We start from the raw sequence: 26926 nt of genomic DNA, 5'->3' as shown, positions 1-26926 counted from the left end.
TCAGTTTCCCAGGTAGTTCTCGAGCACGGAGCCGATGTGCTCGAGAACGTCTGGCTCGATCATTTGATTGTGCGCACAATCGATGGGTTCAATTCGGACCTGACCGGTAACGAATTCATTCCATTGCTCCGGGTCGCGCTCGATTCCGTCACCGGAGCCTTGCGTTGCAGAGAAGAACAGAATGTCTCCGTCGAACACGTCGGGAACGAACCGATTCATGATGGCCGTCGAGTTCGCGAATCCGTCGTTGATGCGCTCCAGGTGAGCCGGAGTCAATCCGGTTTCCTGCCCGAACGATGCGTTCAGCAACTCGACTGCGCCCTCGTACGTCAACGGCGATTCGGTCTCGGACTCAGCGAGGTCGAGGCCGAGTCCGGCCAAGAGCTCCTCGACGCTGAGTCGTCCCTGAGGCGACTCAGCCGAGTCGTCGACGTAGCTGTCCATGATGGTCACGGACTCGACGTCTTGGCCTGCACGCCGCAATTCGACCGCGACCGCGTGTGCGATAGCACCGCCGAGCGACCAGCCCAGCACGTTGTACGGACCCTCCGGTTGCACCCGGCGGATCTCGGACGCGTAGCGCTGCGCAAGCGCTTGGATCGAGTCGAACGAACCACCCTCGGTGATCGTCGGCAGCTGGAGGCCGAACACGGGCCGGTCTTCGGCCAGATGCCTGACAATTCCCGAGTATCCCCACGACAGTCCGATTCCCGGATGGATGCAGAACAACGGAGTGCCACTCCCCTGAGCGCGCAACGGAATCACCACGCCGAAGGCGCTGTCGAGTCCCGTCGAGGTGTCGGCGTCGTGGCCGTCGATCCGTGCGGCGAGCCCGGCCGCGGTCGGATCGAGGAACAGCGACTGCAACGGCACCCGGACACCGGTCGCTGCCTCGAGGGCAGGCACGACACGTGTTGCGACGAGCGATGTTCCGCCCAGGTCGAAGAAGTTGTCGTCGAGACCGACGCGTTCGACGCCAAGGATGTCGGCGAAGACGTCGACGACGGCCTGTTCGGTCGGGGTCGTAGCAGCGCGGTACGGCACGGTAGTGGCGGTCAATTCGGGAACAGGCAGAGCCCGTCGATCGAGTTTGCCCACCGGTGTCAACGGGATCTCGTCGAGAACGACGATCGCCGTGGGGACCATGTGCCGCGGCAGGATAGACGCCACGTACTCGGAAACCTCGGCGACATCGATTCCGTGCCCGTCCACGACTCGGACGTACGACACCAGCACGGTGTCCCCGGACGGTGCGGTATGGCCCACCGTCGCTGCGAAGTTCAGCGAAGGATGGTCGGTGAGAACCGAATCGATCTCACCGAGTTCGATTCGGAAACCGCGAACCTTCACCTGGAAGTCACTGCGACCGACGAATTCGATCGTGTGATCGCCGGTCCACCGTACGACGTCACCCGTGCGGTACATACGTTCGCCCTCCGCGCCGTACGGGTCGGCGACGAAGCGTTCGGCGGTCAGGCCGAAGCGATCGACGTATCCTCGCGCTGTTCCGGGTCCAGCGATGTAGAGCTCACCGGGCACACCCATCGGCACAGGACGCAGTCGCGCGTCGAGCACCAGGAACCTGAATCCTATTGCGGGACTACCGACGTCGATGATCTTGCCCGGCATCAACGGGCCACCGACGCTTGCCTGAATGGTGGTCTCCGTCGGTCCGTAGCCGTTGAACATCATTCGGCCCGGTGCCCACCGTGAGACGAGTTCCGGCGTACATGCCTCGCCGCCCACGGCGAGGACACCCACGTCCGCCAACCGTGTGTGGTCGATGGACGCCAGTGCAGCAGGCGTCAGGAACGCGTGGGTCACCCGGCTGCGTTCGAGCAGATCTGCCAGCTCGTCACCGCCGAAAATTCCGGGAGGCACGATAACGACCGTGGCACCCACGCCGAATGCCATCGTGAGCTCGTACACCGAGGCGTCGAAACTCGGCGACGCGATATGCGAGATCCGGGACTCGCGGGTGGGGTGGAACCGGAGCGTGACCTCGTCCTCGAGGTTCGTGAGTCCACGATGGCGGACCGCAACACCCTTCGGACGTCCGGTAGAGCCCGAGGTGTAGATCAGGTACGCCGGATTGTCCAAGTGCAGCGGTGTCGTGCGATCGGCATCGGACACCGGATCCGTCGGGTATCGCTTGATGTCCGCAGTGAAGTCCTCGTCGTCCACCACAAGCCACGTGATCGAATCGGGTAGTGCACCCCGATGACTGCGCACGGTGATTCCGATGGGCGCACGGGAATCATCGAGCATGTGTGCGATGCGATCCGTCGGATAGTTCGGATCGACAGGCAAGAATGCAGCCCCGGTCTTGGCAACGGACCAGATCGACAGAATCGACTCGATCGAGCGTGGCAGTGCCAGCGCGACGAACGTCTCGGGTCCGACACCGAAATCGATCAGCATCCGCGCGATTCGCGTCGACCACTCGTCGAGGTCGCGGTAAGTCAGTCCGACATCGCCGTATTCGACGGCCACGCCGTCGGGATTGTTCGCGGCCGCGGCAGCCAGGATCTGCGGCCACGACTTCTCCTCCGCACCCTCGTCGCCCCTGGCTGGAGCGAAACGCGGGTGTTCCGTCGGCCCGAGGATATCGACGTCGCCGACGGGCGAGACAGGATCTCCGACAACAGCGTCGAGCACCCTCACGAACCGATCCGCGAACGACGCCGCGGTCGATGCGTCGAACAGCGAGACTGCGTAGTCGACAGCACCTTCGATGCCTGCCGCGTTGCCAGTGGCATCGAACGTCTCCGACAGCAGCAGTTGCAGATCCTGCTTGGCAACCGGGGCGTCGAAATCGAATCCTTCGACCGTCAGATCCGGAAGCTCGAGCTGTGCCTTGGTGTTGTTTTGGAAGGACAGCGCGACCTGCGACAGCGGGGCGTACGACGTGGACCGTGCCGGGTTGACGACCTCGACGATCCGTTCGAACGGAATCTCGGTGTGTCCGAACGCCTCTAGATCCGACTCGACGACACGGGCGAGCAGTGCATCGAAGGATTCGCCCGCGTCCACGATGGTCCGCAGGACGAGGGTGTTGACGAACATTCCTACGAGATCGTCGAGCGCGGCTTCACCGCGTCCTGCTACCGGCGTCGTGATCGCAATGTCGTCGATGCCGCTCAGCCGCGCCAAGGTTGCCGCGAATGCACTGTGCACGACCATGAACATCGTCGCATTGCGTTCACGCGCAAATGTGGCGATTCGCTGGTGAAGGTCGGCGTCGATATCGAATTTGACTCGCCCACCGCGGAAATCCTGCGTGGTCGGTCGCTGTCGATCGGTCGGGAGCGGCAAGAGGTCCGGCACACCGGCCAGAGCCTCACGCCAGAACCCGATCTGACGACCGGCAATGCTCGTGGGGTCGTCCTCGGAACCGAGGAGCGAGCGCTGCCACATCGTGTAATCGGCATACTGAACCTCCAGCGGTGCCCACGACGGCTCTGCGCCGGCGGTGCGCGCGGAGTACGCAACCATGACGTCGCGAGCGAGGGGGGCCATGGACGCCCCGTCCGCTGCGATGTGGTGAACGACGACTGCGAGCACATGCGTCGTCTGCTGCGTGCCCTCGATTCGGTACAGCGCCAGGCGGATCGGAATCTCCGTCGTGACGTCGAATCCGATGCCGGCGAACTTCACGAGCCGAGGCTCCAGCTCGTCCTGGCCGACGGCACTGATCTCGATCTCGGGTAGGACGTCCGCTGCGTGGTGGATGTACTGCTCCGGACCGAGGTCCGTGGACGGGAACGTCGTGCGCAGGGACTCGTGACGCTCCAGCACGTCCGATACGGCGAACCGAAGGGCCGAGGTGTCCAAGGAACCTGTCAGCTTCACCACGAGTGGAACGTTGTACGCAGGTGACGTCGGATCGAACCTGTTGATGAACCACATCCGCTGCTGCGCAAGCGACAGCGGGATCCTCGTCGGACGGGGTGCGGCGCGCAGAACCGGTCGACGCTCGCCCTCCCCGGCCTCGTCCGCGAGGCCGGCGAGTGCAGCGACCGTCGGCGCCTCGAATATTGCGCGGACACCGAGACGAGTCCCGAGCGCCGCGTTGACCCTGGCGATCACTCTCGTCGCCGACAGCGAATCCCCACCGCGGTCGAAGAAGTTGTCGAGAGCTCCCATGCGATCGGCACCGAGCGTGTCGGCGAAAATCTCCGCGACCGCGGTTTCCGCGGGCGTACGAGGCGGAAGATAATCGCCGAACCCGACAGAGAACTCCGGCGTCGGGAGAGCTCGTCGGTCGAGCTTGCCGACCGGGGTCAACGGAATGCTGTCCAGCTGCACGATCACCGACGGCACCATGTGGCCCGGCAGGGTGGCCGACGCGTGTGACGTGAGTTCGGCGTGGTCGATCGACTCACCGACGACCGCCGACCGGACATACGCAACGAGAACTGTTGCGCCGGAAGGACCGTCGGTTCCGATCGTAGCCACGAAGTCGACGCTCGGATGGGTAGCGAGAACGGCGTCGATCTCGCCCAGTTCGATGCGGAATCCGCGGACCTTGACCTGGAAGTCGCTACGGCCAACGTATTCGACGGTGTAGTCGGAGGTCCATCGGACGACGTCGCCTGTGCGGTACATGCGCTCCCCCGGTGCGCCGAACGGGTTGGCGACGAACCGCTCGGCAGTCAGACCGGGACGGTCGTGGTAACCCCGGGCGAGGCCTGCGCCCGCGAGGTACAGCTCGCCCTGGACGCCGATCGGAACTGGCTGCAGTCGCCTGTCCAACACGACCTCGTGCACCGCGCGGATCGGACCACCGATCGTGAGCGGACCTGCCGGGTCGATCGGATCGCTGATGTTCGACATGATCGTCGTCTCGGTCGGACCGTACCCGTTGTAGAGACGTCGACCCGGTGCCCATTTCGCGACAAGTTCGGCCGGCACTGCTTCGCCGCCGACCACGACGTGCTGGAACGACTCGAGACCGACGGGGTTCACCGATGCCAGCGCGGACGGCGTGATGAATGCGTGGGTCACCTGCTCACGAGAGAGGATCTCGTGCAGCTCTTCGCCGCCGTAGACAGTCGGAGGCACGACGACCATGGTCGCGCCCGCACCGAATGCCAGAAGGTATTCGAGAACCGATGCGTCGAAACTCGGCGACGAGACGTGCAGGGTCTTCGACTCCAGGGTGATGGAGTAGCGCTCGTTCTGTTCGTGGGAGAAGTTCTCCAGCCCCGAGTGTGTGACGACGACGCCCTTGGGCAGCCCGGTCGAACCCGAGGTGTAGATCGCGTAGGCGGTGCTCTGCACCGTCAGACCGGAAACACGCTCGTGCTCCTTCAACGGGAGTGGCGATTGGGCCTCGAGTTCCGCGATCACGTCTGCGTCGTCCAGGACGAGCCACTCGTTGCCACCTGCCAGCGCATCCGGGAGATCGCCGACGCGACTGCTCACAGCGATACCGAACTCGGCTCCGGAATCGGCGACCATGTGTTCGATGCGATCTCGGGGGTAGCCCGGATCCACCGGAACGAACGCCGCTCCCGTCTTCGCTACAGCCCACACTGCGACAACCGATTCGATGGATCGTGGCAGTCCGAGAGCGACGAACGACTCGACAGACACACCACGCGCCAGCAGAACTCGGGCGAGGCGACTCGATCGATCGTCCAACTCGTCGTAGCTCAACGTAGTTTCACCGAACCGGACAGCCGTCCGCCCGGACGCGACGACGGCGGCGTTCTCGAAGATGTGCGCGAGAAGCTTCGTACTACCGCCCTCGGGTCCGAAGACAGGTGCGAGCGCCGCACGTTCGGCGGAATCGAGCAGTCCAACGCGTGCAAGCGGTACGCGATCGTCGGTCACGACCGCATCCAAGACCCGGACGACGCGCGCGATGATTCGCTCGATATCGCTGTCGGAGAACAGTTCCGGCAGGTATTTGACCTTGAGGTGGAGTCGATCGTCCACCGACGCCACCAACGTGAACGGGTAGTGAGCGGCGTCGGCGCCGAGAACGTCCGCGACGCGGAGCCCGGCGATGTCGGTCTCCTCCGACAGTCCAGCCCGGTCCACCGGGTACGACTCGAACACGGTGAGGGTATCGAACGAAACACCGTTACCCGCTGCGCGCTGAATATCGGTCAGGCCCAGGTAATGGTGATCGAGGAGCGACGCCTGCTCCGACTGAACGCGGTCGACGAGGTCGCCGAGCGCTTCGGCCGGGTCGAGCGAAATCCGCACGGGCAGCGTATTGATGAACAGCCCGATCATGGACTCGATACCCGGTATCTCCGGCGGCCGCCCCGAGACTGTCGCCCCGAAGACGACGTCGTCTCGACCGGTCAATGCTGCGAGCACCACACCCCATGCGCTCTGCACGATGGTGTTGAGCGTGGCGCCTCGCTGAGCAGCCAGATCTCGCAGCGATGCAGTGACCTCGCGCGAGAGTGAATGCGTCGATTCGACCGACGTGCCCTGGAGCTGCCGTCCGCGGTCCGCATCCGCCAACAGTGTCGGCTCTTCGACACCTGCGAGAGCCCTCGTCCACTCGGCTTTGGATACAGAGGCGTCGCGCCGACGCATCCAGCTCAGGTAGTCGCGGTACGCCGGTACCCGGGGCAACATCGAATCGTCGCCTGCCGTGGCGTACAACGTGAGCAGTTCCTTGATCAGCAGCGGCGTGGACCATCCGTCCAGCAGGATGTGGTGGTTGGTGAGCAGCAATCGCCACTCACCCTCCGCCTTGGTGATCAACGTGAACCGCAGCAAAGGCGCGCGGTCGAGGACGAAGCGCACTGCCCTGTCCTGCTCGAGAACTGCCTCGAGGTCGGAGGACGGGTCTTCTGAGCCCCGAAGGTCCACGTGCGACCACGGAACATCGATCCCTGTCTGCACGATCTGCACGGACTCGCCGCTTGCGTTGTGTACGAACGCAGTTCGAAGGTTGGCATGCCGGTCCAGCAGCGCCTGCGCCGCGGCCTTCATGCGGTCCGCATCCACCACACCGCGCAGTTCCAGTCCGAGCTGCACCATGTAGGCGTCGACACCGAGGTCGACCTCGCCGGTGACCTCGCCCGCGAGACGTGCGTGGAACAGAAGTCCAGACTGCAGAGGCGACATCGACCAGACGTCGTCGAGCCCGGGGAACTGCTGCTCGAGCACCGTGATCGTGGACTGATCGATATCGACGAGATCGAGGTCGGACGGCGTGTAACCACCGGAGGTGGATGCGTCGGCGTGCGTGGTGAGCGCGGTCAAGGCCTGAACCCACAGTTCGATCAACCGATTCACGTCGGACGCGGCCAGGACGCCGCTGGGGAACGCGAACGTTGCGTCCAGAACCGGTCCCGCGTCGGTCGTATTGGTCACTGCGTTGATATCCAGCAGTGCCGGAACCGGCATGTTCGGGTTCTGCGCGTCACCAAGGGTGAGGTCCGACACCGGAATCCAACCGACGTCCTCCATGCCCTCGGACGACCCGGTGGAGAATCGTCCCAGGTAGTTGAAGCTGACCTGGGGCTTCGCAAAGCCGCCGAGGGCCTCGCGTCCGACCGGCGTCGAGTACCTGGCCATGCCGAATCCGATCCCGTGATCGGGGATCTTCAGCAGCTGTTCCTTGACGGCCTTGATCAGCTCGCCTGCTGCGTTGCCGCCGGCCAGAGCGTCGTCGACGTCGATTCCGACAAGATCGAGCCGCACCGGGAAGATGGTGGTGAACCAGCCGATGGTCCGCCCGAGGTCGGCGCCGGGAACGACACCGTCTTCACGTCCGTGACCCTCGAGGCTCACGAGTGCGTCGGACACAGAGGATCCGCGTTCGTTCCTCCACGCCACGAGCGCGAGCGCAAGACCTGCGAGCAGCCCGTCGTTGACGCTGCCGTGGAACTTCTCCGGCACCGTGGTGAGGAGGTGCTCGGTCACCGACGCCGGCAACGATGCCCTGATTCGCTCCACGGTGGCATCCACGTCGACCGTGGGATCGAGTGGGCGCGAACCGATGTCGGGATCGTCGCCGGAAAGGATGTCGGTCCAGAGGTCGATCTCGTCGGTACGGGTGGCAGCTACCTCGACGAGCCCGGTCGCCCAGCGCCGCATCGAGGTTCCGGTTTCGGCGAGAACCGGCTCGGTACCCGAAACGATCTGCGACCACGCCGTCGCCAGGTCCGGTACCAAAATTCTCCAGGAGACGCCGTCGATGACGAGGTGATGAGCGACGACGAGCAGTCGACCTGCGCCTGCCGGACTCTCGAACCACACCATCTGAACCATTCGGCCGACGGCAGGATCGAGACGGTCCGCAGCCGCGTCGAGTTCGCGAGCTGCAATCTGCGAGAACTCGTCTCCGACGACGGCGTCGACGTCCACGTGGTGCAGGACCGACGATGCCGGTACCGACCCGACTGGCGCAACGCTCTCGGTCCACTCACCGTCGACGCCCTTGGAGAGCTGTGCCCTCAGCATGTCGTGGGTGTCGAGAACGGCCTGCACCGTGCGCTCGAGCACGGGTCGTTCGATTGCGGGCGGAAGCTGAAGTAGCGCGGTCTGGGTGTAGCGACCGAACTGCTCGCTCCGTTCGAGCATCCACTGCACGATCGGTGTCAGCGGCAACTCACCGACTCCGCCGCCCGGGAGCTCTTCCAGTACGACGACCTCGGCGTCTTCGGCGAGGGCCACAACTTCGGCGAGGCCTGCGACCGTCTTACGCTCGAAGACGTCACGTGGTGCGATGACCAGGCCGGCTGCTTTCGCGCGGGAGACCAGCTGAATGGACATGATGCTGTCGCCGCCGAGCGCGAAGAACGAGTCGTCCACTCCGACGGAGTCCAGTCCGAGAACCTCGGCGAACAGTGTCGACAAGCTCTGTTCGATCTCCGAGGCGGGCGCACGGCTCTGCGTGACCCGAGAAGAGAAATCGGGCGCAGGCAGAGCTTTTCGGTCGAGTTTTCCGTTCGCTGTCAGCGGCAACTCCGCAAGAACAACGAGCGCGGCGGGCACCATGTACGACGTCAGAGTCGTGGACACCTGATCGAGAACAGCGGTGGTGTCGAGCGTGCGGCCGACTTCCGGAACGAGATAGCCGACAAGACGATCTCCTGCGCCGTCGTCGCGGACCGAGACGACGGCCTGCGCAACTCCGTCGGAGTCGAGCAGAGCAGATTCGATCTCACCCAGCTCGATCCGGAAACCGTGAAGCTGAACCTGCATGTCGCTGCGGCCGAGGTACTCGAGCTGTCCGTCTCGATTCCACCGAGCTGTGTCGCCGGTGCGGTACATCCGGTCACCGGATGCGCCGTCGGGGTCGGCCACGAAGCGAGTGGACGACAACCCGGTGCGACCGAGGTAACCACGCGAGAGTTGCCCGCCCGATACGTACATCTCACCCGTCACGCCGGGAGGAACGAGGCGTAGTCGATCGTCGCGTACCGACACGGCGAGTCCGGGGATGGCCTGGCCGATGACACTTGCGGACGCGGACGCAGCGAAATCCTCGGTCAGCGGTAGATGACTCACGTGGACTGTTGTCTCGGTGATGCCGTACATGTTCACCAGAACCGGAGAATCCTCCGGGTGACGTGCGTACCAACGGCCGAGCTGCCCCAGGTCGAGCGCTTCGCCGCCGAACACGATGTAGCGCAGGGAGAGGCGCTCGGATTCGGAAGGTGCAGTCCGGTCCGCTTCGGCGAATTGGTAGAACGCGGTCGGCGTCTGATTGAGCACGGTGACCTGTTCGCTCACGAGCAGTTCACGGAACAACTCGGGTGAACGTGCGGTGTAGTAGTCGACGACGACGAGGGTTCCGCCGTGGAGCAACGGACCCCACAGCTCCCATACGGAGAAATCGAAGGCGTAGGAGTGGAACATCGTCCAGACGTCCGTCTCGTCGAACCCGAACTTGTCGATCGTGTTCTCGAACAACGTCGCAACGGTTTGGTGGGTGACCTGAACGCCCTTCGGTCGCCCGGTGCTTCCCGAGGTGTAGATGACGTAGGCGATCGACCCCGCCGTCGACTCGCCGTTGAGTTCCGACGCTGTCAGCGCCCCGGATGCGAGCGAGGCGATCGCCGCGGCAGTCTCCGGCTCGTCGACGAGCACCGGCGTAACACCTTGTGCAGGTACGGATTCGATGTCGGCGACGGTCGAGACGACACAGACTGGTTGCGCGTCTTCGAGCATGAACGCGAGTCGATCGGCCGGATAGGTGACATCGACCGGAAGGTATCCGCCGCCTGCCTTCAACACGGCCAGCAACACGACGATCAGGTCGGCGTTGCGCGGCATGGCGACCGCAACGAGCGTTTCGGGACCAACCCCCACGGACACGAGATGCCGCGCCAACTGATTGGCCCGCTCCTCCAGACGAGCGTAGGTGTATCGCTCGGTGCCGAACACGACCGCAGTGTGATCCGGGAATCGCAGTGCTGCAGAGCTGAATCGAGCCGTCAGGGTCTCGTCCGACGGGCGTACACCGGCGTGGTTGAACTCGGTCCGTAGTGCCGTGAGCTCGGACTTCGACAGAATCTCGATGTCCCCTACGGCCGTTTCGGGCGCCGACGCCACACCGTCGACGAGGGCGGTGAACCGATCCGCGAACTCGCGAACCGTCCGCTCGTCGAACAGATCGGTTGCGTACGTCAGGGCCATGGAGATGCCCGCCGCCGCGCCGTCGGAATCGTAACGTTCCGACACTGTCAGTTGCAGATCGAACTTGGCGACGCCTGCATCGAATTCGAGGCCCCGAACATCCAGGCCGGGCAGCTCGAGGTGCGCCGGTTCGTTGTTCTGGAATTCGAGCAGGACCTGGAACAGAGGTGATCGGTCGGTCGCACGCGAGGGTGCCAGGACGTCGACAAGCCGCTCGAAAGGAATGTCCGTGTTGTCGAATGCAGCCAGATCTGCAGCGCGCGTTGCGGCGAGCAGTTCGTCGAACGTGGCGTGCGGGGACACCTCCGTTCGGAGTGCAAGGGTTCCGACGAACATGCCGACGAGCGCGTCCAAGCCAGCTTCACCGCGGCCCGCGATCGGTGTACCGACCACTATGTCGGTGGTGCCGCTCAGCCGTGCCAGCAACATGGACCACACGGCGTGCACGGTCATGAACATCGTGGATTGCGCTCGACGGGCCACACCGACGAGAGCTGCATGGGTCTGAGCAGGTACGTCGAACGTAACCGAGGCACCGCGCAACGACGGCCGTGCGGGTCGAGGCCGATCGGTCGGCAACGTCAGGGAATCCGGTACGTCCGCGAGTGTTTTCGACCAGAACGCGAGTTGACGCGCAGCCAACGACTGGGGGTCGCTCTCGTCCCCGAGCAGGGATCGCTGCCAGAGCGTGTAGTCGACGTACTGTACGTCGAGCGGCCGCCACAGCGGCGCTGTTCCCGCCACCCGGGACGAGTACGCCACCATCACGTCTGCGGCCAACGGAGCCATCGATGCGCCGTCGGCAGCGATGTGGTGAACGACGATTGCCAGCACGTGACGATCTTCCGAAACCCGGTACAACGTCGCTCGGAACGGCGAATCGACAGTGACGTCGAAACCGCGTGCTGCATCGGTCAGTACCCGCGTAGTCAAATCGGCCTCGCCGATCTGCACTGCGACGAACGTGAACGAGTCCTCGAACGGATGGATCAGCTGACGCGGTGACTCCCCCGCCATCGGGAACGTCGTCCGCAGCGTCTCGTGTCGGTCCAGTACGTCCCCAACAGCCGCGCCAAGAGCAGCAACATCCAATTCGCCGGTCAACTGGACCGCGAGCGGAATGTTGTAGGCGGGCGACGATGTGTCGAACTGGTTGATGAACCACATTCGCTGCTGCGCCTGCGACAGCGGCACGACATCCGGTCGAACGACCGGCTCCAAGACAGGCCGCGGGTGAGTACCGTCCTCGGTCTGCGCGCGGACCGCCAGCGTGGCCACTGTCGGAGATTCGAACAATGCCCTCACGGTGATCGCTGTTCCCAGCGAGGAATTCACGCGAGAGGTCACACGGGTGGCACTCAACGAGTCGCCGCCGAGATCGAAGAAATTGTCGTCGATCCCGACCGAATCCAGCCCGAGTACCTCGGCGAACACCCCGGCGATGGCGCGTTCGGACTCCGTCGTCGGTTCCCGATGCTCCGCGCCTCCGAGCAACTGTGGTGCGGGCAGAGCTCTCCTGTCGAGCTTGCCTGCAGGCGTCAGCGGAATCGACTCGAGCACGACGAAGGCCGAGGGAATCATGTGAGACGGAAGTGCTGCGGCCGCATGCTCCCGCAGCGCCTCCACGTCGATGACACTGCCTGCCACCGGCAGCACGTATGCCACGAGAACCGTGTTGCCTGCAGGTCCGTCGACACCGAGAGTCGTGACGAAGTCGACCTCGGAACGCGAGGCGAGAACCGAATCGATCTCCCCCAACTCGATACGGAACCCACGCACCTTGACCTGGAAATCGCTACGACCCACGTACTCGAGCGCACCGGAGCCGTTCCACCGCACCACATCTCCAGTGCGGTACATACGCTCACCCACACCGAACGGTGCGGCAACGAAACGCTCCGCCGTCAACCCGAACCGCGCGTGATACCCACGAGCAACACCTGGACCCGACAAATACAACTCACCCGCAACACCCACAGGAACGGGACGCATCATCGCATCGAGCACGACGACGGCAAAGCCGCGGACCGGTGAACCGATGTCGATGGCCACTCCAGGGGTCATCGGCGCACTCACCGAAGAGAACACGGTCGCCTCGGTAGGACCGTACGCGTTGAACATCGACCGACCGACAGCCCACCGCTCCACCAACTCCGAACCGGCAGCGTCACCACCGGTCACCACCACCCGAAGCGAATCAAGACCCGACGGGTCCACCGACGCCAACGCAGCAGGCGTCACGAACGCATGCGACACCGACTCCCGTGCCAACACCCCAGCCAACTCGACCCCACCGAACACATCCGTCGGCGCGATCACCATCGTCGCCCCACCACAGAACGCCAACACCAATTCCAACACCGACGCATCGAAACTCGTCGACGCGAACGACAGAACGCGCGAGTCGGTCGTGATGCCGAACCGAGTCCGTTCGTCCTCGGCGAAGTTCGCGATACCGCGATGAGTTACGACGACGCCCTTGGGCACACCGGTCGAACCCGAGGTGTAGATCAAGTAGGCCGCATCGTCGAGACTCGGAACCGGAAGTGTGACAACCTCTTCACGCGTCGAGACCAGGTCGACGCTGTCTAGTTCGACCCAATCGACCGACGGGCCTGCGTCCGCCAGAACCGACGCGTACTCCGACACCGTCACACCCACCACAGCACCTGAATCGGAGACCATGTGCGCGATTCGGTCCGACGGGTACGACGGATCGACGGGCAGGAACGCCGCACCGGCCTTCGCCACCGCCCACACCGCCACCACGTACTCCACCGAACGCCGCAGTCCTACTGCCACGTAGGAGCCGACGCCGACACCCCGGGAGATCAGCACAGTTGCCAGACCTGTCGATCGTGCATCGAGCTCGCCGTACGTCATCGAGACCGCACCGGATTCGGCGTGTGCCAATTCGGGCGCGACGAGCGCAATACCATCGGTGCCTGCGACGGACACAGCGGAGGCGAATATGTCCGACAACAACGAACCGTCCACCGATACGCCACCGCGCACCGGCATCAAGGCATTCCGCTCGGACTCCGAGAGTAGTTGCAGGCGAGCGACTTCGAGCTCAGGTCGAGTTGCAAATGCCTCGAGCACCCGAACGATCCGAGCCAGGATCCCATCTATCGTCTCGGCGTCGAACAGTTCGGGCAGGTACTTGGCCTCGAGATGCAGACGGTCGTCGACCATCGCGACAAGTGTCAGTGGGTACTGCGCGGTGTCGCTGCCGTCGACGATGCCGGACACGCGAAGCCCCGCAATGTCCGTCTCGTCGGACAATCCCGCCCGATCGACGGGATAGGACTCGAAGACCGTCAGCGTGTCGAACGCCACGACCGGGCCCACGGCCCGCTGTATTTCCGTCAGACCGAGGTAATGGTGGTCGAGAAGTCCCGCCTGCTCGGACTGAAGACGGCCGATGAACTCGCCCAGCGTCTCGTTCGGGTCCAGGGTCACCCGAACCGGCAACGTATTGATGAAGAGCCCGATCATCGACTCGATGTCGTTGATCTCAGGAGGGCGCCCCGATACCGTCGCGCCGAACAACACGTCGGTGCGGCCGGTCAGGGTGGCCAGGACCGTTCCCCATGCAGCCTGCACGAGCGTATTGACCGTGACTCCCCGGTCGCGCGCGACAGCCTTGAGACGGTCGGTGTCCCGTGCGTCGAGGAAGGTCAAGCCGCGACCAGCGCGCGTGGACTCCTGCCGACGGCTCTCGATCGGTGTCAGCAATGTCGGTTCGGACAACCCCGTCAGGGCTGCCGTCCATGCAGCACGCGCGCTCGCACCGTCGCGCCTGTTCATCCACGCGAGATAGTCGCGATACGCAGGAACACGCGGCAGAACCGAGTCGTCGGCGTCGGTCGCATACAAGGTCAACAGTTCGCGAATGATCAACGGCGTCGACCAGCCGTCGATCAGAATGTGATGATTTGTCAGCACGAGACGCCAGTGCGAGTCCCCCGTTCGGATGAACGTGAAGCGCAACAGCGGAGCCTCGGCCATGTTGAACCGCGTCGACCGGTCCGCCGCGAGGATCCGATCCAGCTCGGCCGCCCCGGCCGACTCGCCCCGGCCGCTGAGGTCGACATCGGTCCAGGGAACCTCGACGCCACGTGCGACTACCTGGATTGCTTCGCCTTCCAGATCGTGCACGAACGCCGTACGTAGATTCGAGTGTCGATTCAGCAGGACCTGGGCAGCACGTCGCAGCCGCTGTCCGTCCACCGTCCCGGTGAGTTCGAGAACCAATTGAACGATGTATGCATCGACTGTCTGATCCGACAGTTCCGCGTGAAAAAGCATGCCCGATTGCAGAGGCGACATGGACCAGATGTCGACCAGATTCGGGTACCGACGCTCGACGTCGGTAATCGACTTCTGATCGAGCGCAACAAGTTCCAGGTCCGACGGAGTGAAGCCGCCGGCATTGTCACTGCCCGAGTGACGGGCGAGCGCAGTCAAAGCCTTCACCCAGAGGGAAGCCAACAACTCGACGTCCGAGCGTTCCAGAACACCCGAGGGGTAAGCGAACGACGCCTCGAGCGAATCACCTTCGCGACCGCTGACGGTGACGGCATTGATGTCCAGGACAGCCGACACCGGCAGGTCCTGGTTCTGCACATCGCCGATGCCGTCGTCATCGACCGGCAACCAGCCGACGCCCCTGAGGTTTTCGGGCACGCCCGCGCTGTAGCGTCCGAGATAATTGAAACTGATCTGAGGGGAACCGTACTGCGACAGGCGATCACGTGAGTCATCGTCGAGGTACCGCAGCATTCCGAACCCGATGCCGTGGTCGGGCACCGCAAGCAGCCGCTCCTTGACCGACTTGATCAACTCGCCTGCTGCAGGGCCTCCGGCGAGCGCGTCGTCGAGATCGATTCCCAAGAGGTCGATCCGGACGGGATAGATCGTCGTGAACCATCCGATCGTCCGCGAGAGATCAGCGCCCGGAACCACATGGTCTTCACGGCCGTGAGCTTCGAGGCTGACGAGTGCATCCGTGCTGTCGATTCCGTTGGCACGTCGCCAGGCACCGACTGCAAGAGCGAGTCCTGCCATCAGGCCGTCGTTGACGCTCCCGTGGAATACCTCCGGGACGGTGGTGAGCAGCGCCTCGGTCACATCCGAGGGAAGCGCGATCTCGACCTTCGAGGTCGTCGAATAGACATCGATCGACGAATCGAGTCGACGTGTTCCTACCATGGGATCGGACCCGGCCAAGGTCTGCTCCCACAACGGCAGCTCAGCGCGGCGAGAATCGACCGTCTCGAGCAACCCGTGCGACCAACGACGCATCGAAGTTCCCACCGGAAGCAACGATGGCTGTTCGCCGGCGTTGATCTGTGACCACGCCGTAGCGAGGTCGGGAACGAGCACGCGCCAGGACACACCGTCGACGACGAGGTGGTGCGCGACGATCAACAGACGCCCAGAATCGGCGTCGGTTGCGAACCAGACGAATTGCATCATCGAACCCGTTGCGGGGTCGAGTCGTCCAGCTGCTCTGTCGAGCTCGGCGGCTGCCAGTGAGGAGAACTCTTCCCCGGTGGCGGCGTCGACGGTCACCCGGTGCAGCACGGCTGCCGCCGCGACGGATCCGACCGGCTGGACATCCATCGTCCACTCGTCGTGTTCGTGACGCAGGCGGGCGCGGAGCATGTCGTGGTGATCGAGGACCGTCTGGATCGTGCCTTCCAGAACGTTCCGTTCGATTCCGGTGGGAAGTGTCAACAGCGCTGTCTGCGTGTGCCGATCGAATACGTGAGTGCGCTCGATCATCCACCGAATGATGGGGGTCAACGGAACGTCACCCACTGCACCACCGGGCAATTCGTCGAGGACTGCCACCGACGCGCTGTCGGTCGCAAGTGCCACTTCGGCCAATGCGGCGACGGTCTTGCGTTCGAACACATCCCGTGGCGTCAGGACGAGACCCGCCGCCTTGGCCCGCGATACCAGCTGAATCGACATGATGCTGTCGCCGCCCAGCGCGAAGAACGAGTCGTCTATCCCGACGCTGTCGAGGCGGAGTACTTCTGCGAACAGGCCGGCCAGGAGCTTCTCCACCTGTGTATCGGCATCTCTCGACGTCTCCGAACGCAACTCGAAGGTCGGCTCGGGAAGTGCGCGACGGTCGAGCTTGCCCGCGGGCGTGAGAGGAATGGACGCCATGGGAACGAACGCAGTGGGAACCATGTGGGCGGGAAGCGATGCCGCGACATGCTCGCGCAGTGCATCCCCATCCACAGCTGATCCTGATTTGGGCACGAACCACGCGACCAGAATGGTGTTACCGGCCGGTCCCTTCACCCCCGCAGTCGTCACGAAGTCGATGGCGGGGTGTGCCGCGAGCACGCTGTCGATTTCACCCAGTTCGATTCGGAACCCTCGAACCTTGACCTGCGAGTCGCTACGACCGACGAATTCCAGTGCCCCCGAAGCGTTCCATCGCACCACGTCACCGGTGCGGTACATCCGCGACCCGGTGCTGCCGAACGGGTTCGCGACGAATCGCTCCGCTGTGAGGGAAAGTCGACCATGGTAACCGCGTGCCAGCGCCGGGCCGGCCAGGTACAGCTCACCAGGTACTCCGACCGGAACGGGCTTCATGCGGCTGTCGAGTACGACCTCGGCGAATCCGATTGTCGGAGCGCCGATGTCGACAGGCGTACCCGGCTTCAACTCGTCGCTGATCGAGGAGAAGATGGTCGCCTCGGTGGGTCCGTACGCGTTGAACATCTTTCGTCCGGGTGCCCACTTCGACACCAGATCCGGCGGGCATGCGTCGCCACCCGTCGCGATGATCCGGAGGGCTGAAAGCCCGGCGGGGTCGACCGACGCGAGGGCCGCAGGCGTCACGAACGCGTGAGTGACTTCCTGGTCTTTCAACAGACGAGCCAGGTCAGGGCCGCCGTACATCGCCGGCGGTGCGATGACCATCGTCGCGCCGGCACCGAACGCCAAGATGAATTCGAGAATGGAGGCGTCGAAGCTCGGCGAGGCGAACGCAAGGGTTCTCGAACCCGGCGAAACCTCGAATCGCTGCCGCTCTTCGGCGGCCAAGTTGGCCAAACCTCGGTGCGTGACGACGACGCCCTTCGGAACACCGGTGGACCCGGAGGTGTAAATCAGGTATGCCGCGTCGTCGGACCGCAACGGTTCCACTCGATCGGCGTCCGTGATCGGGTCCGCGGAGAACTCAGCGGTGACCGAGCAGAACCGGGGATCGTCGAGAACGACCCACACGATCGAATCCGACAGCGCAGCGAGCTGTGCGTTGTCGGCCATCGACGTAAGACCCAGTGCTGCACCCGAATCAGTGATCATGTGGGTGATTCGATCCGTGGGGTAGGTCGGGTCGACCGGTAGGAATGCTGCGCCGGCCTTCGCGGTCGCCCAGACTGCGACGATCGCGTCCGCTCCACGCGGAAGTGCAAGTGCCACGACGTCGCCCGGACCGACGCCGTGGTCGATGATCATGCGTGCCAGCTGAGACGAGCGAAAGTCGAGCTCGCCGTACGTCATGTCGCCGCCGTCGAATACCAACGCCAAGGCAGAAGGTCCCGCCGACTGGACCGCGTCGGCCAGTATCTCGGGCAGGAGCTGCTCCGCGCCCGGTTCGGGGCCTCGGACCGGCGTCAGCGCGGAGTATTCCTCGGGCGAAAGTAGATCGACGTCGCCGACAGCTCCGCTGGGATCGGCAGTAACGGTATCGAGAATCGATTGGAACCGCGCAGCGAACTGCTCGACGGTGGATCGATCGAAAAGGTCTGTCGCGTAACGGAACGAGGCGTCGATCCCTACGGGTGCGCCCTCGGCGTCGAACGATTCGGAGACGGTCAACTGCAGGTCGAAATTGGCGATGTCGTCGGCCAGCTCCATCGCCTGGACATTGAGACCGGGAAGCTCGATGTTCGGCCGATCGGTGTGCTGGAACTCGAGCATCACCTGGAACAGTGGTGTGTGCGCGGTGGACCGAACGGGATCGAGCGCGTCGACGATGCGCTCGAAGGGAATGTCCGCGTGGGTGAAGGCCGCCAGGTCCGCAGATCGAACTTGGGTGAGCAGATCCTCGAATGTGGCGGCTGGATCGACCTCGGTCCGAAGCACGAGCGTGTTGACGAACATGCCGACGAGGTCGTCGAGTGCTGCGTCGCCGCGACCGGAGATCGGAGTGCCGACGGAAATGTCGGTCGAAGCCGACAGCGTCGACAACAGAACGGTCAACGAGGCGTGCACGATCATGAAGACGCTGGAGTCGTGGCTCGACGCCACCGCTGCCATCCGCTGGTGGACATCGGCACCGATGTGGAACTCCACCACGGCGCCACTGAACGACGACTCGGTGGGACGTGGACGGTCCGCGGGCAGTTCGATGACCTCGGGTGCACCCGACAACGCCTCGACCCAGAACGCGAGCTGCGAAGACATAAGCGACGACGGATCCGATTCGGACCCGAGGAACGAACGCTGCCACAGGGAGTAGTCCGCGTACTGCACCGGGAGCGGAGCCGCGGTCGGAACTTCGCCAAGAGTTCGGGCGCTGTACGCCACGATCAGATCGCGGGCAAGCGGAGCCGTCGAGAAGCCGTCGGACGAGATGTGGTGGACCACGAACGCAAGGACGTGCTCGTTCTCGGCGACCTCGATGAGGCGGGCTCGAACAGGGACGCTGCTCGAGACATCGAAACCGGTGGTGACCACCTCGGCGACCAACTCGGCGACCTGCTCTTCGGACTCCGCCCGCACAGCCGTGAGATCGGGTAGCGCCTGGTGCGACTCGAGTATCGACTGGACCGGACCGTCGTCGGTGAGGGGGAAGACAGTACGCAGCGATTCATGCCGATCGATGACATCACCCACAGCACTCTGCAGTGCATCGAGGTCGAGTCGGCCGGTCATCCGCATCGCGAAGGCGACGTTGTACGCAGCGGAGGAGGTGTCGAACTGATTGATGAACCACATGCGCTGCTGTGCAAGTGACACCGGCACAGCCGAAGGGCGCTCGATCGGGACGAGCGCCGGTTTCGGGTCGGTTCGGTACCCCTGCGACTCGACGGTCGATGCCAGCGCGCGCACGGTCGGCGCATCGAACAGGTCACGCACAGTCAGTGTCGAACCGAGCGCGGAGTTGATTCTGGCGACCAACCTCATCGCAACGAGCGAGTTGCCGCCGACCGCGAAGAAGTTCTGGGTCACGCCGACCGGATCGCCACCGAGCAGGTCGACGAACTCCGAGGCAATGATCTCCTCGATGGGGTTCGACGGCGCGATGATCTCGTCGTCCGACAGTCCGAACACCGGTTCCGGCAGCAGCTTTCGGTCGAGCTTGCCGCTTGCATTGAGGGGAAACTCCGACAACTCCACCAGGAGCGAAGGCACCATGTAGGACGGGAGCGATGCTGCCACGGAGTCGATTACGGCGGCCGACTCGAACTCGACGTCCCTGGCCGGCACCACGTAGGCGACAAGGATCTCACCTGTCGAGACAGTGCGGTGCACGATCGCGACAGCCTGTCCGACGGACGGCTGCCGAAGGAGCGCAGCTTCGATCTCCGACAACTCGATCCGTAGCCCGCGCAGCTTGACCTGGAAATCGGTCCTACCGATGTATTCGATGTTGCCGTCCGCGCGCCATCGAACGAGGTCTCCCGTTCGATACATGCGGGAACCCGACTCGCCGTAAGGATCTGCGACGAACCGATCCGACGTGAGGTCGCCGCGTCCCACGTACCCGCGGGCCAGTTGCACGCCCGCTAGGTACAGCTCGCCCGGTGCCCCGATGGGTGCAGGCTTCAGTGACGCGTCCAGCACGAACACGCGCGTGTTCCATACCGGCGCACCGATGGGGATCGATGTCGAATCGGTTGTTGCGCAGTGGTAGTAAGTGACATCCACGGCGGCTTCGGTCGGCCCGTACAGGTTGTGCAGAGCCGCGTCGGAGAAGTTCGAGAAGGCATCGACGGCCGCAGGTGGCAATGCCTCACCGCTGCAGAAGACCAACCGCAACGATTCGCAGTCCTCCGGGTGCGCGCCGTCGACGAAGACCGACAGCATCGACGGCACGAAGTGCAGCGTCGTGATCCGCTCGCGAAGTATCAACCGCGACAGGTACTCCGGGTCACGATGACCGTCCGGTGCGGCGATGACCAGCTTCGCGCCGACCTGCAGTGCCCAGAAGAACTCCCACACCGACACGTCGAACGTGGCCGGAGTCTTCTGGAGGACATTGTCCGACGGTTCCAGCTTGTACTGGTCTTGCATCCACAGCAACCTGTTGACGATCGCCTCGTGCGTGACGGCGACCCCCTTCGGGCGCCCGGTCGATCCTGAGGTGTAGATGACGTACGCAGTGTTGCGCCCGGTGACGACTCCGAGACGATCGCGCGCACTCAGCGGCGCCGTCGGTCGATCCGAGACGTCGATCAGGTCGATCGCCAGTACGGGCGTCGCAACCGAGACGTCGATCCAGTCACGACTGGTGGTCAGGATGCACACGGGCTTGGCGCTGTCGAGGACGTACGAGGACCGGTCCACCGGATGGTCGGGATCGATCGGAACGTACGCGCCACCGGCCTTGACGATCGCGTACATACCGATCAGCAGGTCCGTCGAACGGCGGATTGCCAATCCGACGTGGGATTCAGGCCCCACTCCCAGGGAGACGAGGTGCCGTGCGAGTTGATTGGCCCGCTCGTCGAGTTCACGGTAGGTGACATGCTCGTCGTCGAAAACGAGTGCGATGGAGTACGGGCTTCGCGCTACCTGCAGGTCGAACAGCGAACCTAGTGTGGGATCGTCGCCGACCACCGACGGAAGCGCATGTTCAGTCGAGTTCCATTCCTGGAGAACGGTTTCACGCTCGGCTACCGACAGGATCTCGATGTCACGCAGCGGTGCTGCCGGCGACTCGGTGACCGACCTCAGCAACCGCAGGAACCGGCCGACGAAGTTGTCGATGGTCGACGCATCGAACAGCGCGGTCGAGTACGTGAATGCAGCCGTGGACGCGCCCGTGGCCGATACCTGCTCGTCGACACGGAGCTGCAAATCGAACTTGGTTGTCCCCGTGTCGAGTTCGCTGAAGTCGACCGCCAATCCGGCCAGTTCGAGATGTACGGTCTCGTTGTTCTGGAATTCGAGCAGAACCTGGAACAGAGGCGAGTGATCGGTCGAACGTGACGGCGCCAGTTCTTCGACGAGACGCTCGAACGGAACGTCGGTGTTGTCGAATGCCGCCAGATCGCGAGCGCGTGTCGCAGCGAGCAAGTCGGTGAAAGATACGTGGGGAGAAACCGTGGAACGCAGCACGATCGTCCCGACGAACATTCCTACGAGATTGTCCAAGCCTGCTTCGCCGCGGCCGGCGATCGGCGTGCCGACGACAATGTCCTCGGTACCGCTGAGCCGCGCGAGAAGTAGTGCCAGCGCCGAATGTACGACCATGAACAAAGTGGCGTCGTTGTCCGCGCCGAGGCGAGCGAGATCTGCACGCAGATCCGCGGGAATCTCGAAGTGTCGTGTACTTCCGGCGATCGACTGCTGCGGCGGGCGAGGCCGGTCGATCGGCAGCGGCAACACGTCAGGGACATCGGCGAGTGTCTGCGACCAAAATGCGAGCTGCCGCGACACCAGCGATTCCGGATCGGATTCATCGCCCATCAGCGAGTGCTGCCACACGGCATAGTCGGCGTACTGAACCGTGAGCGGCGCCCAGGTCGGCGCATTTCCGTCTACCCGTGCGGAGTAGGCCGTCATGACATCGACGGCCAGTGGAGCCATCGATGCGCCGTCGGCGGCGATGTGATGGACGACGATCGTCAGGACGAACCGATTCGATGTGCCGTCGTCGGTGATCAGGTTGTAGAGGCGGGCACGAAACGGTCGATCCACCGTGACGTCGAACCCATGCAATGCGTCTGCCGCTATCCGGGCAGACATGTCCCCTTCGGGGAGTGAAACAACGTCGAACGTGAATGCGGACCGATCGACGTCGTGGATGTTCTGGCGCGGCAACTCCCCCACCGTGGGGAACGTCGTGCGCAGACTCTCGTGGCGGGCGACGACATCGTCGACGGCAGCGCCCAACGCCGAGATGTCGAGCTCACCGGTCAGCTGTACCGCCAGGGGAATGTTGTAGGCGGGCGACGATGTGTCGAACTGGTTGATGAACCACATTCGCTGCTGCGCTTGCGACAGGGGCAGGACCTCTGGTCTCACCCCTGCAACCAGTGGAGGCCTCGTCGACGATCCCGCAGTCTGCTCCGCGCGGACGGACAGTGCCTCGACGGTCGGAGCCTCGAACAGATCCAGAACTCGAAGCCCGGTTCCGAGGTCGGCATTGACCCGAGCGATCAGACGCGTTGCCACGAGTGAGTTTCCGCCGAGATCGAAGAAGCTGTCGTCGATTCCGACCCTGGCATTGCCGAGGAGATCGGCGAACACCTCTGCGATTCGACGTTCACGATCGGTGCGAGGAGCACGGAACTCAGACGTACGTTCGAGGTCCGGTGCGGGCAGAGCTCTCCTGTCGAGCTTGCCTGCAGGCGTCAGCGGAATCGACTCGAGCACGACGAAGGCCGAGGGAATCATGTGAGACGGAAGTGCCGCGGTCGCATGCTCCCGCAGCGCCTCGACGTCGATGACACTGCCTGTCACCGGCAGCACGTATGCCACGAGAACCGTGTTGCCTGCAGGTCCGTCGACACCGAGCGTCGTGACGAAGTCGACCTCGGAACGCGCGGCGAGAACCGAATCGATCTCCCCCAACTCGATACGGAACCCACGCACCTTGACCTGGAAATCGCTACGACCCACGTACTCGAGGGCACCGGAGCCGTTCCACCGCACCACATCTCCAGTGCGGTACATACGCTCACCCACACCGAACGGTGCGGCAACGAAACGCTCCGCCGTCAACCCGAACCGCGCGTGATACCCACGAGCAACACCTGGACCCGACAGATACAACTCACCCGCAACACCCACAGGAACGGGCCGTAGTCGTGAGTCGAGGACCAGCTGCTGCGAACCGGTGATCGGTGAGCCGATGTCGATGGCCACTGCAGGGGTCATCGGTGCACTCACCGAAGAGAACACGGTCGCCTCGGTAGGACCGTACGCGTTGAACATCGACCGACCGACAGCCCACCGCTCCACCAACTCCGAACCAGCAGCGTCACCGCCGGTCACCACCACCCGAAGCGAATCGAGACCCGACGGGTCCACCGACGCCAACGCAGCAGGCGTCACGAACGCATGCGACACCGACTCCCGTGCCAACACCTCCGCCAACTCGACCCCACCGAACACATCCGTCGGCGCGATCACCATCGTCGCCCCACCACAGAACGCCAACACCAATTCCAACACCGACGCATCGAAACTCGTCGACGCGAACGACAGCGTTCTCGAACCGACCTCGACCCCGAACTTCGTTCGCTCCAGTTCCGCCATGTCGGCCAGACCCCGATGCGTGACGACGACGCCCTTGGGCACACCGGTCGAACCCGAGGTGTAGATCAAGTAGGCCGCATCGTCGAGACTCGGAACCGGAAGTGTGACAACCTCTTCACGCGTCGAGACCAGGTCGACGCTGTCTAGTTCGACCCAACCGACCGACGGGCCTGCGTCCGCCAGAACCGACGCGTACTCCGACACCGTCACACCCACCACAGCGCCCGAGTCCGACAACATGTGACTCACGCGGTCCACCGGATACGACGGATCGACGGGCAGGAACGCCGCACCGGCCTTCGCCACCGCCCACACCGCCACGACATATTCCACCGAACGCCTCAGGCCCAACGCAACGAACGAGCCGACACCGACCCCACGAGCCACCAGCAACTCGGCCAACATCGAGGATCGAGCGTCGAGTTCGCCGTACGACATCGATTGAGTTCCGCGCGCGGACCCGCCGCTCGCATCGGCGTCGGCGACAACGAGCGCCAGGGAATCCACGCCGGCCAGACCTACCGCATCGGCGAACACGTCCGACAACAACAGCCCACCCACCGACGCACCGCCGCGCACCGGCACCAGCACCTCGCGCTCGGACTCTGTGATGATATCGACGTCGCCGACGGTCACCGCTGCATCCGTGGCAACTGCTGTGAGTACGGCCGTCAGTCGATCGCTGTGAGCACGGACCGTGTGCTCGTCCGCGGACGACGAGTCGTAGGTGAATCCGACGGACAAGCCTGCCGGGACTCCGAGTGCGTCGAAGGTTTCCTCGACCTTCACCACGACATCGATGTCGTCCAGATCCGCCGAAGGAGATTCGACCCCGAACGACAACAGCACGCGGACGAGACCGGACCGAGTGGGGTAGACCTCGTTCACGCTGTCCGAAACCGACTCCAACGACGTACCCGCGTGCGCAAGCGCAATCGAGTCGACATCTCGCAGGCGTCCGACGAGACTTGTGAACGACTCCGCAGCATCCACCGATGCGCGGAGAACGACCACGTTTCCGCCCGTGGACCGCGTTCGGACGCCGATCGACACGTCCGATTCGCTCGACAAACGTGAGAGCAGAACAGCAAGCGCGGAGTGCACTGCCACCAACACGCTCGAATTTTGCCGATGCGCTGCTGTGAGCAGATCGCGGTGCACCGCACCGTCGATTGTGCTGACAACAGTGCGCAGGTCGCGCGCACGCGAGTTTTCGGGTTGCCTCGTGATTCCCGGAAACGCAACAGGGTCGGGAGCGTCGGCCAAAATGGACGTCCAGTAAGCCAATTCGGCACGCTCAGCGCGCCGCCTTACTCCCACCGCGGAACTGGGGCCATGAACTTCGTCGACTGCATCGTGCGGGCTCGCCTCGACGAAGGCCTGCACAACCTCGATGAAACTGCCATGGTGCGACGCGAGATCGTCGTTGGTGTAGCGATTCGGATTTCCCCGAAAGTCCACGAATGTCTTTGCGGGCGTACCGCTCTGGTAGATGTTTACCAGTAGATCCTCGACCGGGCCCGACGTGACAATGTTGAATTCGCCGGCAATCGGACCCAGGTTGATTTCCTGGTGGAACAACATGACGTTCACCATCGGGCCGATCAACGCACTACCGAGACCTCGGCTCGCCAGGTCTCGGCGAATGTCTTCGATACTGAATCGCTGGTGTCTCAGCGCCCCCATCAGCTCGAGCTGGACCTGCTGAATCAATTCCCCGACGGTGCCCTGCGGGTCGACTCGAATCGACAGCGGTGCGACGTTGACCAGCATGCCACCCGAGCGACGCAGTAGCGCGGTTGTCCGGGCCGACACCGGAATGTTGACCAGGACCTCGTCCTGACCTGTCATACGTGAGAGGTAACACGCGAACGCGGCGATGACGACGGCGGCGGCGGTCGCGCTCTTGGTGGCGTCCGAATCCTGCAACGCGTCGACTACATCGTCGGCGAGGGCTGCGCTTTCGAGCTTGCTCGCCGCGACCGTCGGTCCCGGGTTCGAAGCCAACGTGCCACCGCTGACTGCGTTGCCGACGTGCTCGGCCCAGTACTCGCGGTCGGTTTCGAATCGACTGGATGATCGATATTCCTGGTCCAGGTCGTACAGCTTCTTCAGATCCGCCGCTTTGGCGGGAAGCGCGTCGCGTCCCTCGAGCTCGGCCGTGTAGAGCTCGGCGGTGCGATTGACCATCGTCATGGCTCCGTAGCCGTCCAGCGCGACGTGGTGAATCTTGCTATACCACAGGTACCGATCGTCCTCGACGTGGATGATCCATACGCTGACCAGCCGGTCTTTTGTGAGATCTACTGGCAGAGTGTAGTTTTCATCGATCCATGCCTTTGCTGCAGCCATCGGCTCGGGCTCGGAGCGCAGATCCATGTAATCCACGGAGTCGTCGATGCTGTGATCGACGACCTGAACCGGTTCGCCGTCGACCTCGGACAGTCGGATGAACGCGGACTGGAATTCGTGACCCGCCTGCCGAGTCGACTTACGTAGAAGTTCGACATCCAGGTCGCCACGAAGGTCGACGTACTGAGCAATGCAGACCGGAACCTGCGGAGCCAATTGTTGTGCAAACCACATTCCGCGCTGTGCGGACGACAGCGGGAAACCTTCGGACGTGCTACCTCCTGGGGGAAGTGAACCTTGAGACTCGCCTGAAACCGCGGCTCGCATTCACAGCCCTTTCTGAGTGGTATTCGACGACACCGGATGCCGCTGCAGTGTGGTGGTCATGTCGCGAGCGGCGCCCGAGGCAGTGTCGATCAAAATGCAGTCCGTTCCCCGAGCATGAGTCGATGGCATCTGTGCTCTGATTCGCGTACAGGTCATTGGTTCG

The 26926-nt window shown here is 63.7% G+C and carries 1 protein-coding gene; it reads right to left on the bottom strand.

What is annotated here, in order from left to right; all coding sequences use genetic code 11:
• Nucleotides 1-26763 (bottom strand): non-ribosomal peptide synthase/polyketide synthase, encoded by a 26763-nt coding sequence (locus D8W71_RS17235; RefSeq protein ID WP_121115063.1) that lies wholly within the window; start codon nucleotides 26761-26763, stop codon nucleotides 1-3.
• Between the last annotated feature and the right edge of the window lie 163 nt (nucleotides 26764-26926).

It is taken from the genome of Rhodococcus sp. P1Y, from assembly GCF_003641205.1.
Taxonomy (GTDB): domain Bacteria; phylum Actinomycetota; class Actinomycetes; order Mycobacteriales; family Mycobacteriaceae; genus Rhodococcoides.
This window is presented reverse-complemented; position numbering and strand designations above follow the sequence as displayed.

Bases quoted from the DNA above. Each gene is read 5' to 3' on its own strand.
- D8W71_RS17235 (WP_121115063.1), bottom strand. From the start codon at position 26,763: ATGCGAGCCGCGGTTTCAGGCGAGTCTCAAGGTTCACTTCCCCCAGGA.